Raw genomic sequence first — 15,985 nt, forward strand, 5'->3', positions numbered from 1 at the left:
CTAACCCGGCTCGGGCGGTTATTTAGTAAGGAGGACACAATGGCTGTAACAGCTGCACTAGTCAAGGAGCTTCGTGAACTTACAGGTTCCGGAATGATGGATTGCAAGAAAGCACTAGTTGAGACAGATGGAGACATCGATAAGGCAGTAGACTGGCTTCGTGAGAAGGGAATCATGAAGGCACAGAAGAAGTCCGGCAGAATTGCTGCTGAAGGACTCGTAAGAATTGCTTTTGGCGAAGGCAACAAGGTTGCTGCAATCGCTGAGGTTAACTCTGAGACTGACTTCGTATCAAAGAACGAAGAGTTCGTTGAATTTGTTGAAGCAATTGCTGCTGAAGCACTTGTAAAGGGTGACCTAGATATGGATGTTTTCTTAGAAGAGCCATTCCAGGGATCTACTGTTAAGGAAGTTCTGACAGCAAAGGTTGCTAAGATCGGAGAGAACCTTAACATCAGAAGATACACTAGAGTTGAGGAAGATGGCGTTGTTTACACCGGCTACATCCACGGTGGCGGCAGAATCGGTGTTGTTATCGGAATCAAAACTGATGCTACACCTGCAGAGGTAGAAGCTTGCGGCAGAGACGTTGCTATGCAGGTTGCTTCTATGAACCCTAAGTTTGTAGATGAAGATGGTGTTGATCCTGAGTACATCGAGAACGAGAAGAAGATTCTCACTGAGCAGGTTCTAAACGAAGGTAAGAAGCCTGAGATGGTTGAGAAGATTGTTGCTGGCAAAATCAAGAAGGAGCTCAAGGAAGTTTGCCTTGTTGACCAACCTTTCGTTAAGGACAGTGACCTAAGCGTAGGACAGTATGTTGAGAAGTGCGCTAAGGAAATCGGCAAGGATATGAAGGTTGTATCCATGGTAAGATTCGAAGTTGGCGAAGGAATCGAGAAGAAGGAAGATGACTTTGCTGCTGAAGTTGCTGCAGCGGTTCAGGGCTAACCTATACTCGTAGTAAGCACTATACAAATAGAATTAAAATCTCGATATTCGTGATATGTCGGGTAATGACACAGCGTGGCCACTGGCTGCGCTGTTTTTTATATGAATAATTTATGAATTGAGAGCAACGATCTATAAAAAAACAATTGTAGCTGAATTATATTGAACTTACACGCACAAATATTTATAATTGTTTTGTATATAGTACATAAAACTATGATTATGACATTATGGAGGTTTTCAATGAGCGACGTAAGCAAGCTAGCACCACAGGAAGTGTTTAGATATTTCAAGGAAATCAGTGATGTTCCACGTTCATCATCACACAATGAGAAGATTAGCGCATACCTCGTTAATTTTGCTAAGGAGCACGAACTAGAATATTACCAGGACGAATCTGGCAATGTGATTATCTGGAAGGACGGAACTCCTGGATATGAGAACTCTGACATGGTTATGATTCAGGGGCACATGGATATCGTTGCGGAGAAGACAGAGGATAGCACTCATGATTTCCAGAACGATCCACTAGAGCTTGTTATAGATGGGGATTTCCTAACCGCTAACAAGACTACTCTTGGAGCAGATGACGGTGCTGCTATCGCAATGGGGCTTGCTCTTCTCGACTCGACAGACATCCCTCATCCACCACTAGAATTTATCGCTACTGTTGATGAAGAAATAGGTATGCTAGGTGCGTACGCGCTGGATGGATCGAAGATTAGATCCCGCAAGGTAATTAACATTGACTCTGAGGAAGAAGGTATAATCACTGTTGGATGTGCAGGAGCAGTGGATATCTTTACAAGTTTCCCTGCGGATAAAAAGCTCGTTAATGGCGTTAAGTACAAATATGTAGTTGATGGACTCCTTGCTGGTCACTCTGGACTAGATATTCATCAGGAACGTGCAAATGCTGGGCAGATTGTCGCTAGATTATTCCTCGATGCTAGAGAAAAGGCTGAGCTTAATATTGTGTCTATAAATGGCGGAAGAGCTACTAACGTAATCCTCGGAAAGGTAGACGGTGAAGTAATCGTTGCTACCTCAGATGTTAAAGCATTTGAAGAAAGCATTGCAGCATCTACTGAGGAAATTAAGGCTGAATACCGCACTTCGGACCCAGGAATCACAGTATCTATTGAAGCTGTCGGTGAAGCATCGGAAGAGGCTGTAGATACTGTATGCCAGGATAATTTCTTTAAGTTCCTAGTCGCTTGTCCTACAGGAGTGGAGCACTACAGTGTAGAGCTCAAGGGCCTTGTTGAGACATCACACTCAATCGGGGTTGTAAAGCTTGAGGACGGCAGACTAATTACTAAGTCGATGTCTCGTTCAAGCGTGAACTCACGTAACAGGCTGCTCGCAAGAAAGATTGGTATCATTGCAGAAGCTCTTGGAGCAGAGGTTGAACATGGTAGCTCATACGGAGCATGGGAATTCAATAACAAGTCAGATCTTCTTGATGTGTGCATCAACGCCTATAAGGAGCAGTATGGTGAAGAGCCAGTGGTAAGCGCAATGCATGCTGGAATTGAGTGCGGAATCTGGGCTGAAAAGGTAGGAAAGGTCGATGCTGTTTCTATCGGGCCAGACATGACAGGCGTACACTCGGTGAATGAGGAACTTTCCATCCCTTCGACAGAGAGAACTTGGGATTACCTAAAGCTAATCCTGTCTCACTGCAAGTAACGGGCTGTGAGATAGTGAATTAAAAAGCCGTATTGAATCGTTAAATAAATAGTGATATATTAATAAAGACAGGAATAGTTGCATGATTATTCCTGTTTTTTAAACTAGTTGAGTTAGATAAACCTAACTCACGCTTATCTAATAATGCTCACTGATTAATAAGGAAGGCAGAGGATAGAACATGTATCTTAAGATTGACAACATTAAGAAAAGCTATGGCACAGGGGACAGCCGTGTTGATGTTCTAAAAGGGATAAATTGTGGCGTTAATAAGGGAGAAATATGTGTGCTTTTAGGTCCGTCAGGGTCTGGAAAGTCGACACTACTAAACATACTCGGCGGCATCGATAAGGCTGACAGCGGGTCTGTTACAATCGGGGAAGATAAAATCGAAAACTTTAATGATAAACAGCTATCTCAATACAGGCGCAAACATCTCGGCTATATATTCCAGTCATATAACCTTGTTCCTAATTTAACTGTGAGAGAAAATATTGAAGTAGGAGCGTATCTCAGCGACAAACCGCTTCCTATAGATGAATTGATTGAACTGCTTGGACTTGAGGCCCATAAGAATAAAAGACCGAACCAGCTCTCTGGAGGTCAGCAGCAGCGCACCTCCATAGGCAGAGCTATTGTAAAAAATCCAGATTTATTACTATGCGATGAACCTACAGGTGCACTTGATTACAATACCTCTAAGGAGATACTAAAGCTCATTGAAGATATTAACAACAAGTATGGTAGCACTATAGTTATAGTTACACATAATGTCGCAATCAGCCAGATGGCCCATCAAGTCATTAATCTTCATGACGGTCGGATCAGAAGCGATGAGAAGAACAATAACAGGCTAGCTGCAGAACTGATAGAATGGTAGGTGCGGCTATGAAGAACCCAATTTACAAGAGAGTCTTTAGAGAACTTTGGGCCGAAAAGGCAAAGTATTTAGTGCTGTTTCTTTTTCTTGTGTTCTCTATCGGTTTCACGAGCGGATATCTTGTTGCCGATGGTAGCATGATACGCACATACAACAAGAGCTTCGACAAATATGCTGTAGAAAACGGGCATTTTAATATAGCTATGAAGCCAGGTTCAGACTTCAACAAGATAATTGATAATCTTGAGCAGAATCAAAAAATCACTGTACAAGAACAGTTCTACAAAGAACAGGAAGTGACGGCAGGAAGGCACAAGGGAGATACATTCCGAATTTATAAGAACAGGAAAGCTTTAAATAAGATTTCCGTTTTATCGGGACACCTACCTAAGCACGATAGTGAAATTGCTATAGACCGACTATATGCGGAGAATAACGATATTAAAATCGGTGATGCGATATACGTTAACGGGCGAAAATTCAAGGTTTCTGGCCTCAGTGCATTTTCCGACTACAGTGCGATGTTCAGGAACAATGCGGATATGATGTTTGATGCGCAGAACTTTTCCGTCGCAGTTGTAACAGGCAAAGCTTGGGATGAACTGGGAGATAATGGAATATTCTATTCCTATGCGTGGAGAAATAAAAATCAAAATCTGTCTGAAAAAGCGCAAAAGGACAAAGCTGTAGATGTAAAGGACGAACTTCTAGGTGAGCATGTAATGCTGACCGATATAGTCGCTAGACCGGATAACAATGCGATTATGTTTACTGGAAATGACTTCGGAAACGATATGGCAAGCATGCAGATGATGCTGTATATAATTATGGCGGTCATAGCATTTATATTCGCAATCAGCGCTAGAAATGGAATTGAGAAGGAGTCGAAAACAATCGGAACACTACGTGCTACCGGCTACAAGAGGAGAGAGCTTCTGTCGTACTACTTGATGCTACCGATGATAGTATCCCTGGTGGCTGCAGTCACTGGAAATATCCTCGGATATTCATATCTAAAGGGAATTATCGCAAAAGCATATTATCATAGTTACTCACTTCCAATGTATACGACTTATTGGAATAGTGAAGCGTTCATCAAGACAACTCTCGTTCCAATAGTGATAGTATTTATCGTAAACATCGTTGTACTGACACTAGCTCTTAGAACAGAGCCGCTGCAGCTACTTCGAGGTGAAGTTAAGAGTAAGGTGGGTACCAGAAATCCGGTGCAATTACCGAACTGGAAGTTTATCTCAAGGTTTAGAGCTCGGATTATTCTTCATAACATAGGTGCATATATCACACTCGCGATAGGAATATTGATGGCGAGCATATTGATGATATATGGAACTATGTTCGGTCCGATGCTGACTCACTTTAAGACGGATGTGCAGAAAAGTCAGATTGCTAAGTATCAGTACGTTCTTAAAGCTCCATTCGATGTTAAGTACGATAAGGCGGAGAAATACGCATACTCTACGCTTAAAAACAATAGAGATGAAGATGTGTCGATATATGGAATCGAAGATAACTCAAGATATTTTAAGGGAAAGCTAGTAAACATAGATACTAATAAAGTTGATGCTGCTGATTCAACAAGTTCCGAAGCAAAGTACGATAGCGGAAAGAAGGAGATAGAAGTACTTGCATCTAGCGGATATATGGAGAAATATAGACTAAAAGACGGCGCGAAGATTAAGCTCCATGATAAGTTTGGAGATGGAAAATACACATTCGTACTGAAGAGGACATATAAATACCCTTCGTCCCTGACACTCTTTATGCCTATAGGCGCATATAATAAAGTATTTGGAAAGGATGCAGGAAGTTACACGGGATACTTCTCAGATAAGAAGCTGGATGAGATAAATAATGATTACATTGCATCGATTATTACGAAGCAAGACTTAACACTTGCAGCCAACCAGCTAGAGTCATCTATGGGTGAAATATTCAAGATGTTCGGTGCGTTTGCCTGCACGTTATACTTGCTATTCCTTTATTTACTTGCCAGATCAACAATCGAGAAGAGCGTCAATTCGATATCGCTCGTCAAGATACTTGGTTACTCGGACGGTGAAATAGGAAAATTGTACAATTACGCAACAGGGATTGTTGCGATATCCTCGCTGGTGATTTCAGCGTTCTTAGGAGAGCGAATCATTAGAGAACTGTTTTATTACATGATGCTTGGGTATAGCGGATGCCTCGAATATTACATAGAACCAAAGGTTTATATTGAATTTCTCGCTATTGGTATAATTGGGTATCTCTTGATATCAAATGTGTTAATGCGTCAGATTAAGAAAATTCCAATGGCGATTGCTCTAAAGCAAGCGGAATAACGCTATATAACTTATACAAATAACTAGCCTCATTAGTGCATAGGAAAAGCCGTACATCAATTGAAATTTCAGTTGGCGTATCGGCTTTTCTGCTATGTTATAAAATTTTAGATAGCATTATTAAAAGTTAAATTTGCATAAAATCACTTTATTTTCGAACGAGGTCCATAATATCAATACTCTATAATAGTTGCTGCGAGCTTTTTATCCTCAGAAATTATCAGAGCACAAGAACTCTTACTTCCGCCTCTAGGGTTAGTGAGGCTGCCGGGATTGATAAACCTTATACCAGAAGAAACTTCGTTTACAGGGACGTGCGTGTGACCGAAGCAGACAGCTACACATTTATGCTGCATGGCGAGATACTTTAGGTTCATGAGCGAAAATTTTACATTTTCCATATGACCATGAGTGATCATGATTTTACCAGCAGGACTATCGATAATCTCGAAATTCTCTTTGTTACAGCCATCGCAGTTGCCCGGAACAGAGCTAACAGGGATGCCAGTTTGAGTTTCAATCTCATGGGCATCCTTAATGAAATCACCGCAGTGGATGATGCGGTCTATTTTGCAAATCGAAGTCGATATGCGCTCGTACATCTCGAGTGCGCGGTCTAACTCGCCATGTGTATCACTTAAAACTAAAATATTCATAGAAATATTGTAACACACTAGATGCATCTCATATACTTGTTTTGAATGTCATCAGGAATTAAAATATATGGTAATAAAGCTTATTGGAGGAATATCGTGATTACACGTGGAGTTACGATTAGAGAGGGGTCACTCGCAATACACGGAAGGTGGTATATGGATGGGCGCGAGGAGAAGCAGCCTACCATCATAATTTGCCATGAGTTCGGAACAAATATGAGGTTTACAAGTAGGTATGCTCAGATGCTGTGCAAGCAAGGGTACGCCGTATTTATATTTGATTTCTGTGGATCTGAAAGCGGGACTAGTAGAGGCAGAAAGTCGACGGAAATGAGCGTAACGACTGAGGTGATTGACCTCCTCGTGGTGCTTGACTATGTGCAAGACCGTCCATTTGTGAATAAAAATGCTGTATTTCTCATGGGCTGCTCGCAGGGTGGGCTCGTCGCTTCACTTGCTGCCGAGAAGCGAAAGAATGAAGTTAAGAAGCTCGTACTTTATTATCCTGCATTGTCCATACCTGACGATGCTCGTAAAGGCTCTATGCTAGGGGCGGAGTTTAGCGGGGAGGAAATTCCCGATAGCTTTAAAGTTATGAACGATAAGTTTAGAGTTGGTAAAAGATATGTTGCTGATGCTATTGTGCTCAGCGAGTGGCGCGAAATGATGCGGTACAAGAATCCAGTGCTCATAGTACATGGAACGGATGATGAGCTTGTGGATATCGATTACGCACGTAAGGCTGCAAAGATATTTCCAAATGCTAAGCTCGTAGAAATCAAAGGCGGTAAACACTTATTTCCGTCGCTTGAGGAAAGAAAAATTGCCGTTGCCGAGACGATAAGATTCCTTTGGGAGTAGCGAGACGCGTCAAATGGTGATACAATCTATAGGTACAGATTTTCAAGCTGTTTAAAATGCTAGGAGGAAGCAAAATGCAAGAGTTTAAACCTTTTAAGGCTGGTAAGGTAAGAGAGATTTACGATAATGGTGACAACCTAATCATGGTTGCTACAGATAGAATTTCAGCATTTGATCACATTCTTAAGAATGATATAGTTGACAAGGGTGCGATTCTCACACAGATTTCGAAGTTCTGGTTTGATCTGACTGAGGATATTGTTCCAAATCACTTGATTTCGGTTGATAATGATGACATGCCGGAGTTCTTCAGAAGCGAGAAGTTCGTTCGTCGATGCACTATGTGCCGCAAGCTAGATATGCTGCCTTTAGAGTGCATCGTTAGAGGGTACATAACAGGCAGTGGATGGGCCAGCTACCAGAAGACTGGTGAGGTTTGCGGAATCAAACTACCGGAAGGGCTTAGAGAGTCTGAGAAGCTTCCTGAAGCTATTTATACACCTAGTACAAAGGCTGAGATAGGCGATCACGATGAGAATATCTCATACGAAAAGAGCGTTGAAGTTTTGGAGAAAGCATACCCAGGAAGAGGTGAAGAGTTAGCTCAGAAGGCGAAGGAGTTAACACTCGCTGTATATAAGAAGTGTGCAGATTATGCGCTCGAGAGAGGTATTATAATCGCAGATACTAAGTTTGAATTTGGACTTGACGAAGAGGGCAATGTTGTACTTGCTGATGAGGTTCTGACACCTGACAGCTCAAGATTTTGGCCGGTAGAGGGATATGAAGTAGGTAAGTCACAGCCTTCTTATGATAAGCAGTTTGTAAGAGATTGGCTGAAGGCAAATCCTGATAGCGATTATAAGCTTCCTGACGATGTAATCGATAAGACAATCGAGAAGTATAAGGAAGCATATAAGCTTTTGACAGGTAAGGACTTCTAGGCTGATGCAATATGATTTTCTATGGGAGCCGTAATTGCGGCTCTCATATTATGTAGGATGAATATGAACTTGATTTTTTTTATTGCTAGCATACTTCTGGGTGTTGGTCTTGCGATGGATGCATTTGCGATATCAATCGCTAATGGCATAAGTAGACCAGATGCTAAGTGTAGATATGTAATGAAAGTTACAGCGGTATATGCATTCTTTCAATTTGCAATGCCAATGATAGGGTGGGTTATGGTGCACGAAGCGGCAAAGGCTCTTGGTGCTTTCAATAAACTCGTCCCATGGATTGCTTTGGTGTTGTTAGCCTTTCTTGGTGGTCGCATGATCCTCGAAGGCGTTAGATGTGGAAAATCAAGAGCAGATGTCTGTAGTGATGGAGGCATTGTGAAGAATAGTAATGCAGAGGTCTGTAGCAAGGCTGCAGTTTCAAAAGCGAGTGAAACGCAGCCAGCTGAACTTACAGGCATGACTCTGTTTATGCAGGGAGTTGCCACATCTATTGATGCTTTATCGACGGGATTTACTATTTCTAGCTATGATGCAGAAGCCGCCATCGTCTGTTCGAGTGTCATTGCAGCAGTTACGTGGATTATGTGCTTTATTGGCATGCGTATAGGTGCGAAGGTCGGCGAATTGTTTTCTGCTCATGCTGCAATTGTTGGGGGCGTAATTCTTGTAATTATTGGCATAGAAGTGTTTGCAAAAGATGTACTACTGTAATAGAATTACACTGCATGGGTATTACATTCTTAAGACGAAATATTTAATGTAAGGAGATATCAGATTGGAGATTTTCTTTAAAATCGTGAGTCTGCTCGGCGGACTAGCAATGTTCCTATACGGAATGCGCATCATGGGTGATGGACTTAAATCTACGTCAGGAGGCGCGATGAAGGCGGCCCTTGCAAGGGTTACGGATAAGCCTTTTAAAGGTTTTTTACTCGGGCTTATAGTAACGTGTATGATTCAGAGCTCAACGGCAGCCATCGTACTCACTGTAGGTCTTGTTGGAGCAGGTTTCCTGACATTCAGGCAGTCGATTGGAATCGTGCTAGGTGCAAACGTAGGAACTACAATCACGGCACAGATTATCAGGTTGATGGACGTTAAAGCAGGGTCTACAAGTTTCCTGTCTTTCTTTAAATCAGACAACTTAGCGCCTATGGCACTTGTTATAGGTATAGTTCTAATTATGTTTGTAAGCTCGAGAGCCGCGCATACAGTGGGAACCATTCTTATGGGATTCGGAACACTTTTCGTAGGCCTTATGAACATGAGTGCAGCGGTTTCTCATATGGGTGATACGCTCAGTAAATTGCTCGTTTCTTTCGAAGGAAACCCAGCACTTGGTTTTTTCTCGGGTGTATTAGTTACAGGAATCATCCAGAGCTCTTCGGCTGTAGTCGGAATACTGCAGTCAATCGCAAGTACTATTGGAATTAAATTCTGCGGCGTATTCGCAGTAATCATCGGTATAGATATCGGTGACTGTTTGACTACATATCTGGTTTGCCGTATAGGTGCAAAACCGGAGCAGATAAGGACGGCACTTGTCCATGTACTATATAACTTTACGGCATCTATACTTCTATTTATAGCTGTAGGTGTGCTTAGAGGCACAGGTGTTATAGATGATAATATTTGGTATATGACGCTCCGCGCAGGTGGTGTTGCTAATGTTCACGGACTATTTAAGCTAATACCAGCACTATTACTGCTTCCTTGTGCTGGGATTTTTGCAAAGGTTGCAGAGAGGCTCGTACCAGACCAGCCAGAGGATCCAGAGGATACGATGATCAAGGAAAGTATCAAGCAGCTTGACCTCAGGCTCATCAATAATCCTCGTATCGCCCTCGGAGAGACACACTCGATGACGAGCAATATGTTCGAGGTTGCGCTACACAATTATACCGCTTGTATACAGCAGATGTACGAGTATGATCCAAAGCGTAACGAACGTATGAATCAGCGAGAAGATATGATCGACAAGATGACAGACGTCGCTGACAAGTATGTGGTCGAGATTTCACCGCATATCACATTGGATTATGATGATAGATTCCAGAGCTTTCTGATGAAGGGCTTAGTAAGTATTGAGAGAATCGGCGATTTGGCGATTAACATCATGGATGCTATTAAGAATATGAGGGAAGATGATGTTGAATTCTCAAGGGCTGCTATGGCTGAACTAAGGGTACTGCTGACGGCTGTAAACGATATACTCGAACTGACGGCTGATGCGTATAAGGAGAGTAGCTACGAAAAGGCTCAGAGGATTGAGCCTCTTGAGGAAGTTATCGACGAGCTTGTGGATGAAGTTAGACGTAGACACATGTGGAGAATGAAGCACAACCTGTGCGATGTAGTTAAGGGTATAAGCTTCCAGAATATCTTACAGAATCTAGAACGTATCTCCGATCAGTGCTCTGACCTTGGTGTTAATATACTTGGTATCGAAGATGATAATATCTATGGAAATGAGCACCAGTACTTACGTGATATTCACCACTCTGACGATGATCTATATAATCAGCTATTTGCAAAATTTAAGGCTAAGTATATGGGCGTGCTCGACTCGATGCCAGCAGACTCTACAGAGCATGATGATTCGGATGTAGAGAGACAGCTTCAGGTCGATGTTGTAAATTAATAAAGCGTATATGAAAACAACTAACAAACTGATTTTTGAATTAAAGGACGGAGTGTACGATTCGCTTCTCAAAGATGCGGCAAGTTCTGATGATATTACGAGGCAGAGAGGGAGACTCTGTGATGCCATCAGTGGATTTGAGAGGGATTTCGGTCAGATGGAGGTTTCCGTATATTGTGCTCCGTTTACGATTCCGCTGCTCGGAGACTTCACGGAAGCTCAGAACGGTGCGGTGCTTAGTGCGGCCATAAATAACGAGCTTGTAGTTGTTATATGTGAATCTGAGGATAAGATGGTCCATGTGTATTCTGAAGCGAAAGGAATACTCGAGTTAGATCCTTGGGGGCTCAGAAGAAATGAGAATGAAGTACATACCCTGAAGGGGCTAGTCAGAGGCATGCTCGCGGAGCTGAAACTGAGGGGTTATGAGATAGGCGGATTTAATGCTTATGTTCTAGGACATGCGCCTTTTGATCTCGATGAGATATATGTGCCAACCTTTGAAGTCTTGATGACGAGAGCTATATTTGAGCTATTTAATCATGGTGAACTTAACAAGTATGAATTAGCCGAGATAGGGCAATGTGCATCGAACTCACATTATGATGTACCTAGCGGTACTTCGAGGCAGCTCGCTTCATGCATGGGTGGATTTAGCTTTGCGGATTTCAAAAAACCAGGTGTTCCTATTTCTAGTAAAGTCATCGGTGAGGTGCTGCCTAGAGATTACAGATTAGTGCTCACTAAGCTTTATCCAAAGGCAATTCTAAGTGAGCGGACTGATATCGCAGCACTTGGAGATATCGTCCATGAGCTCAGACAGGTTGCAGGGATTATCGGGGCGAGAGTGCTTAGAGATGTAAATAACGATGTGCTACTAGAGCATGCGGAGGAAATAAGAGATGAGCTCGGCGATAGGGCACTTCTCAGAGCGTTCTGCTATATGGGCGAGATCATCAGGACGCTAGAGGCTAGTAGTTATATAATTACTGATGACATAGAGAGGTTTATAAACACTTTTAAATCTGCAAGTGGCTCAAGATTTAAATACCTTCAATCTTATGGGGTTGCAGGTGCGCCGACATTCGAAGAGCTTGCGATTGCAATATCCGTGAGTGATGAGCTTCTCTACGATAGCGGTGCTACTGCTATCATAGGCGATGGAAGGCAGGGCATATCTGCTGCCATTGCAGCGATGGGAAGAGTAGAATCGTATATCAAGTCTATGCAGAAGATATTCGGTGATGATGCTGGAACTGAGATATCTGAGATATATGAGTTCAGCAAGACCAGGCAGTTTAGGTTAATTTAGCGATAGACACAAATATACAGACAAATAAAAGAGCTCCAATTAGATTGCATCTACCTTGGAGCTTTTCTGCTATAGTAGCTTTGATTCATAACAGGATAGATAACTGGCTTCCTGCCAAATTTAATGTTGCTGCCGAGTTTTCCAGAAATTATTCTATATACTTCAGTATCGCAAGATAGTTTGTACGGCGTATAATAATAAATTCCGACTAGACCGAATGTAACGAGGCTTCCAATATACCAACCTATAAATGATAAGTCATAGTTAAACATTTTTTCTTTATTACCATGCATCATATCTTCTGAAAGTTTTAGAGCTGCATTAGTGTCAATATCTGGGTTTTCGGCTAGAATATAAGGTACCATTCTGTATTTGTATGCCTTAACGATTCCTGGGATGATGAATAAAATTGACCAACTAAGAATCCGAATGTTCCTTGCGAACATAGTCTTAACAATATTGACGTAGCTGCTCTTAAATCCATCTATAAGGTGAAGTCCATAATGGTCACCTGCTGCATTATTCAGAAAAAAGGATCTAACGCTGACATTGAGCGGATTAATGAAGAATATTTTTACCGCTATCAATAGAAGCAGTACTAATATCATTGCAATAATTGGAAGTGAAGTAAGACGCGTGTAGAATGGGTCTTGTGCGAAGGAGTAGTCAATAAGATTATTTCCGCCAAAATCAGTAGTAACCATCTCAAAGCGATGGGCTAATGAAAGTAAACCTCCAGCAACGAACATCCTGTAGATTATTCCAATCATTACCTTATTCCAATAACTTGGATTATGTCTAAATTTTATTTTGTATTTGAGCGCTAATGCATCTATGTACATAATTTGTTCCATAAGTTAAGTTTCCTTCTTTAATTGATGATTCATTATAGGATATAGTTTAATGCTGGTAATGTCAAATTTGTTCTCATAAATATTGATAACACAAAATATCCACTAAACTAGAAATACTAATAGCAACTTAGTACAGAAAAAAAGACCTCCTTATATATGAAGGAGGTCTTGTAATGTGCTTGTTTAAAAGCTCTGCACTACACCTAAGCGTTATTCGCCAGGTTTATATTCTATAGTATCTTCTTCAGATACGACACCATCGGACTTTGTTTCACTAGAATGTGAAGAAGTTGATGGGGTGCTGCTTGAAGCCTGCTCTCCTGTGGCTGCCGAATCATTTCTGCCAAATCCAGGTGCATAGTATGATGACTCTTCGTAGCCTGAAGGGCCCGTGCCAGTTCCTTCAACGCCAAAGCTGTAGTCCTCGCCACTCTTTCCTGCTAGTAGTCTATACAGCTCTGCATCGCACGAGAGCTTGTATGGCGAAACCCAGAAAACTGAAAGTATTCCGCAAGTGAATATGCTAAGAATGTACCAACCTATAAAGGAAAGATCGTATATAAATGTTTCCCACTTGTTGCCGCTCATAAGCTGCTCAGAACGCCTTAGCGCTTCATTGGTATCGATATCAGGGTTCTCCGCTAGTATATATGGAACGAGTCTATAGGAATAAGACTTAATTATTCCTGGAACGATAAACAAAAGCGTCCACAGCAGTATCCATAGGTTCATAAAGAACATGGTCTTTACAACATTTAGATAATTGTACTTGAATCCATCGCCTAGATGGAATCCCTCAGCCTCGCCGGATGAGTTGCGAAGGAAGAATGTATCAACTCCAACATTGATTGGATTAATTACAAATATTGCAAAAGCAAATCCAACTGCAAAAGCTATCAATATCACACCAATTGCGAGACCAGTAAACCACTGCAAAGTTGGGTCGTCAGCTAGCGAGTAGCAAGCATTATAAGAAAAGCTACTGTCGGTCGTTGTAGTTGTGGTGTTATAGCGGCGTGAGGCAGCAAATGCACCACCGTTAAGTAGTATATACACGAATGCTACTAGTACCGCATGCCAGTAATTAGCGCGGAACCTAAAGCTGCCCCGATGCTTTAATTCTCCTCTGTTAATATACATAGTAATCTCCTTATGTCTCAAAATCTTTAAGTAAATGGTTTAGTATAGGATAAAATGTAATAATGATAATGTCAAATTATCGCCAAAACTTTAAGAAAATATTAAAATGCGAGCTACGGTAGTGCTCGACGTCCGATACAGAACCGTAGCTCGCAAGAGTTGTGTAATGAATATATATTATATTTTGTTCAACAGCTTATTTGCCGATATATCTGCTTTCGATATAGTAGCGCTTCTCGTTAGCTTCTCCCATCGAGAAAGTCTTTCTTGGAAGAGCACCATCTGCTGCAACTGCTGGGAAGAGCATGAACTTATCCATGGCTGGAAGTGCGAAACCTGCATTGCCAGCCTCAGCGGATAGAGACTCTAGAGCCTTTGTTCCGTGGATGTAGTCTATGTCTACGGATTTTCTCTCCTTAACCATTACATCTAGTGCGTTCTGTAGCACTCCTACCTCTAGCTGAGCGGAAGGACCTTCAACTACGATAGTTCCTCTTTGCTCACCAGCTAGGCAAGGAATAGCGAAGCCTCCTTCTGGAGCAGCGGTTCCCTCTGGTGCTATGTAAGCCTTCTCGTTCTGTTCGTTTAGTAGCTCAACAGCTTCCTTAACTAGTTCTTCACCAGACTGCCCGTTCTTAGCGAAGATTACACGATGAATTGGCTCAAATACGATGCCCTCGTCATGAATGTTTTCGATCTCACAGAGAGCGTATCTAGCTGGGTGGGTAGCAGCTTCCTCTGGTGAGAGAGTCTTCTTGATGTTTTCCCAGTTGGTCTTAGCTGTAGCAAGTGAGTGATTTCCGTCTCCCATCGCCTGGAAGATGACATTGCCTTCTCCGTACTTCTCTACTGCCTTATCGAATAATTCAGATAGAGCATCTTTAGCACCCTCAAGATCCTTCTCTTCGATGAAGCATCCGGTGATGTGCCCTCCTTCGAGCATTAGGTCTGTATCGTAAATCTGCTTCATAGGAGCATTTACCAATGGCTCAATTACACTCTTCTCTGGATCATCGATAAGAATCAAAATATGTGGTAGCTCGATAGGAGCACCTTCTCTTATTCTTAGTCTTGGCGGGATTCTCTCTACTACAGTTCCCTCAGTTGCTCTTGTGAGGGATTTAGATCCCTTGTTGAAATCATATGCTTCAAGATCCGTAGCGATTACAAGCCCAAGTCGAGTGCGTCCTTCAGCAGTTCTCTTAACAAGCATGCATCCTGGAGCGAGAGTCTCAAGTGTTCCGTCAGCCATGTACTTATCCATCGTCTCACGGATAGCCTTGATTCTTTCAGCTTCGCCTTCCTTATCTAGGAAAATCTCTGGTAGCATAAGTCGGAGTGTAGATGGTGTATCACCAACGATTTCTTCTACCTTTTCCCAGTACTCCGGTTCTGAAGTATACTGGTCACATGCAACTACAGCCCACTTGCTGTAATCAGTGCCAACCTTAGGTACCATTATTTCAGGGATGTGAAAACCAAATTTATCCCAATTGTACTTTGCCATTGCTTTAATACCTCCTATGGTCATTCCAATCAAATTCTCTTGATAATTCTATTATTTATTATCAGCGGACAAATTGCAATAATTCAATTTTATTTATGTTCAAAAACAAAAATTTTATTTAAATTCAGTAAAACTAACACAGGTATTCGATAGAATTTGTTATTGATATTTGTTATAATTGAAT

Annotated in this window: 13 protein-coding genes; 9 read left to right on the plus strand and 4 right to left on the minus strand. The window is 41.8% G+C overall.

Annotated features, from left to right (window positions below; genetic code table 11):
* Positions 1 to 39: 39 nt before the first annotated feature.
* The 4 genes from tsf (at position 40) to C5Q96_RS00825 (ending at position 5,868) form a co-directional block, all read left to right on the plus strand.
* Positions 40 to 951 (plus strand): translation elongation factor Ts, encoded by a 912-nt coding sequence (gene tsf / locus C5Q96_RS00810; protein WP_106056290.1) that lies wholly within the window; start codon positions 40 to 42, stop codon positions 949 to 951.
* Between the two features lie 243 nt (positions 952 to 1,194).
* Positions 1,195 to 2,643 carry an aminoacyl-histidine dipeptidase gene (locus tag C5Q96_RS00815; protein ID WP_158696639.1) on the plus strand — a complete coding sequence of 483 codons (1,449 nt, stop codon included), beginning with the start codon at positions 1,195 to 1,197 and terminating at the stop codon, positions 2,641 to 2,643.
* A 181-nt stretch (positions 2,644 to 2,824) separates the two neighbouring features.
* The gene (locus C5Q96_RS00820; protein ID WP_106056294.1) at positions 2,825 to 3,523 is read left to right on the plus strand and encodes an ABC transporter ATP-binding protein; all 699 of its coding nucleotides are present in this window, start codon (positions 2,825 to 2,827) and stop codon (positions 3,521 to 3,523) included.
* Positions 3,524 to 3,531: 8 nt separating this feature from the next.
* Positions 3,532 to 5,868 (plus strand): ABC transporter permease, encoded by a 2,337-nt coding sequence (locus tag C5Q96_RS00825; protein WP_158696640.1) that lies wholly within the window; start codon positions 3,532 to 3,534, stop codon positions 5,866 to 5,868.
* A 173-nt stretch (positions 5,869 to 6,041) separates the two neighbouring features.
* Here C5Q96_RS00825 and C5Q96_RS00830 read toward each other — a convergent pair whose 3' ends face one another.
* On the minus strand, positions 6,042 to 6,524 hold the full coding sequence (locus tag C5Q96_RS00830; RefSeq protein WP_158696641.1) for a metallophosphoesterase family protein: 483 nt from the start codon (positions 6,522 to 6,524) through the stop codon (positions 6,042 to 6,044).
* A 96-nt stretch (positions 6,525 to 6,620) separates the two neighbouring features.
* On the opposite strand from C5Q96_RS00830, the gene C5Q96_RS00835 reads away from it, so the two are divergent.
* The 5 genes from C5Q96_RS00835 to C5Q96_RS00855 all read left to right on the plus strand — a co-directional run bounded on the left by C5Q96_RS00835 (position 6,621) and on the right by C5Q96_RS00855 (position 12,300).
* A complete protein-coding gene (locus tag C5Q96_RS00835) occupies positions 6,621 to 7,385 on the plus strand; it encodes an alpha/beta hydrolase (RefSeq protein WP_158696642.1) in 765 nt (254 codons plus the stop codon).
* Positions 7,386 to 7,459: 74 nt separating this feature from the next.
* On the plus strand, positions 7,460 to 8,329 hold the full coding sequence (locus tag C5Q96_RS00840) for a phosphoribosylaminoimidazolesuccinocarboxamide synthase (protein WP_106056303.1): 870 nt from the start codon (positions 7,460 to 7,462) through the stop codon (positions 8,327 to 8,329).
* Positions 8,330 to 8,392: 63 nt separating this feature from the next.
* Positions 8,393 to 9,058 (plus strand): manganese efflux pump MntP, encoded by a 666-nt coding sequence (locus tag C5Q96_RS00845; RefSeq protein WP_106056305.1) that lies wholly within the window; start codon positions 8,393 to 8,395, stop codon positions 9,056 to 9,058.
* 64 nt (positions 9,059 to 9,122) lie between these two features.
* A complete protein-coding gene (locus C5Q96_RS00850) occupies positions 9,123 to 10,988 on the plus strand; it encodes a Na/Pi cotransporter family protein (protein WP_106056307.1) in 1,866 nt (621 codons plus the stop codon).
* A 10-nt stretch (positions 10,989 to 10,998) separates the two neighbouring features.
* Complete coding sequence (locus C5Q96_RS00855; RefSeq protein WP_106056309.1) at positions 10,999 to 12,300, plus strand: galactokinase; 1,302 nt, start codon at positions 10,999 to 11,001, stop codon at positions 12,298 to 12,300.
* Between the two features lie 50 nt (positions 12,301 to 12,350).
* On the opposite strand, the gene C5Q96_RS00860 is transcribed toward C5Q96_RS00855, so the two are convergent.
* From C5Q96_RS00860 to C5Q96_RS00870, 3 genes are all read right to left on the minus strand, one after another.
* Positions 12,351 to 13,154 (minus strand): DUF975 family protein, encoded by an 804-nt coding sequence (locus C5Q96_RS00860; protein ID WP_106056311.1) that lies wholly within the window; start codon positions 13,152 to 13,154, stop codon positions 12,351 to 12,353.
* 210 nt (positions 13,155 to 13,364) lie between these two features.
* Complete coding sequence (locus tag C5Q96_RS00865; protein WP_106056313.1) at positions 13,365 to 14,294, minus strand: DUF975 family protein; 930 nt, start codon at positions 14,292 to 14,294, stop codon at positions 13,365 to 13,367.
* A 196-nt stretch (positions 14,295 to 14,490) separates the two neighbouring features.
* The gene (locus tag C5Q96_RS00870) at positions 14,491 to 15,801 is read right to left on the minus strand and encodes a DUF1015 domain-containing protein (protein ID WP_106056314.1); all 1,311 of its coding nucleotides are present in this window, start codon (positions 15,799 to 15,801) and stop codon (positions 14,491 to 14,493) included.
* Between the last annotated feature and the right edge of the window lie 184 nt (positions 15,802 to 15,985).

It is taken from the genome of Mogibacterium diversum (assembly GCF_002998925.1).
Taxonomy (GTDB): Bacteria; Bacillota; Clostridia; order Peptostreptococcales; family Anaerovoracaceae; genus Mogibacterium; species Mogibacterium diversum.

Coding starts and splice junctions, on each gene's coding strand:
- C5Q96_RS00860 (WP_106056311.1), bottom strand. CDS start 13,154: ATGGAACAAATTATGTACATAGATGCATTAGCGCTCAAATACAAAATA.
- C5Q96_RS00815 (WP_158696639.1), top strand. CDS start 1,195: ATGAGCGACGTAAGCAAGCTAGCACCACAGGAAGTGTTTAGATATTTC.
- C5Q96_RS00840 (WP_106056303.1), top strand. CDS start 7,460: ATGCAAGAGTTTAAACCTTTTAAGGCTGGTAAGGTAAGAGAGATTTAC.
- C5Q96_RS00845 (WP_106056305.1), top strand. CDS start 8,393: ATGAACTTGATTTTTTTTATTGCTAGCATACTTCTGGGTGTTGGTCTT.
- C5Q96_RS00855 (WP_106056309.1), top strand. CDS start 10,999: ATGAAAACAACTAACAAACTGATTTTTGAATTAAAGGACGGAGTGTAC.
- C5Q96_RS00870 (WP_106056314.1), bottom strand. CDS start 15,801: ATGGCAAAGTACAATTGGGATAAATTTGGTTTTCACATCCCTGAAATA.
- tsf (WP_106056290.1), top strand. CDS start 40: ATGGCTGTAACAGCTGCACTAGTCAAGGAGCTTCGTGAACTTACAGGT.
- C5Q96_RS00820 (WP_106056294.1), top strand. CDS start 2,825: ATGTATCTTAAGATTGACAACATTAAGAAAAGCTATGGCACAGGGGAC.
- C5Q96_RS00830 (WP_158696641.1), bottom strand. CDS start 6,524: ATGAATATTTTAGTTTTAAGTGATACACATGGCGAGTTAGACCGCGCA.
- C5Q96_RS00825 (WP_158696640.1), top strand. CDS start 3,532: ATGAAGAACCCAATTTACAAGAGAGTCTTTAGAGAACTTTGGGCCGAA.
- C5Q96_RS00865 (WP_106056313.1), bottom strand. CDS start 14,294: ATGTATATTAACAGAGGAGAATTAAAGCATCGGGGCAGCTTTAGGTTC.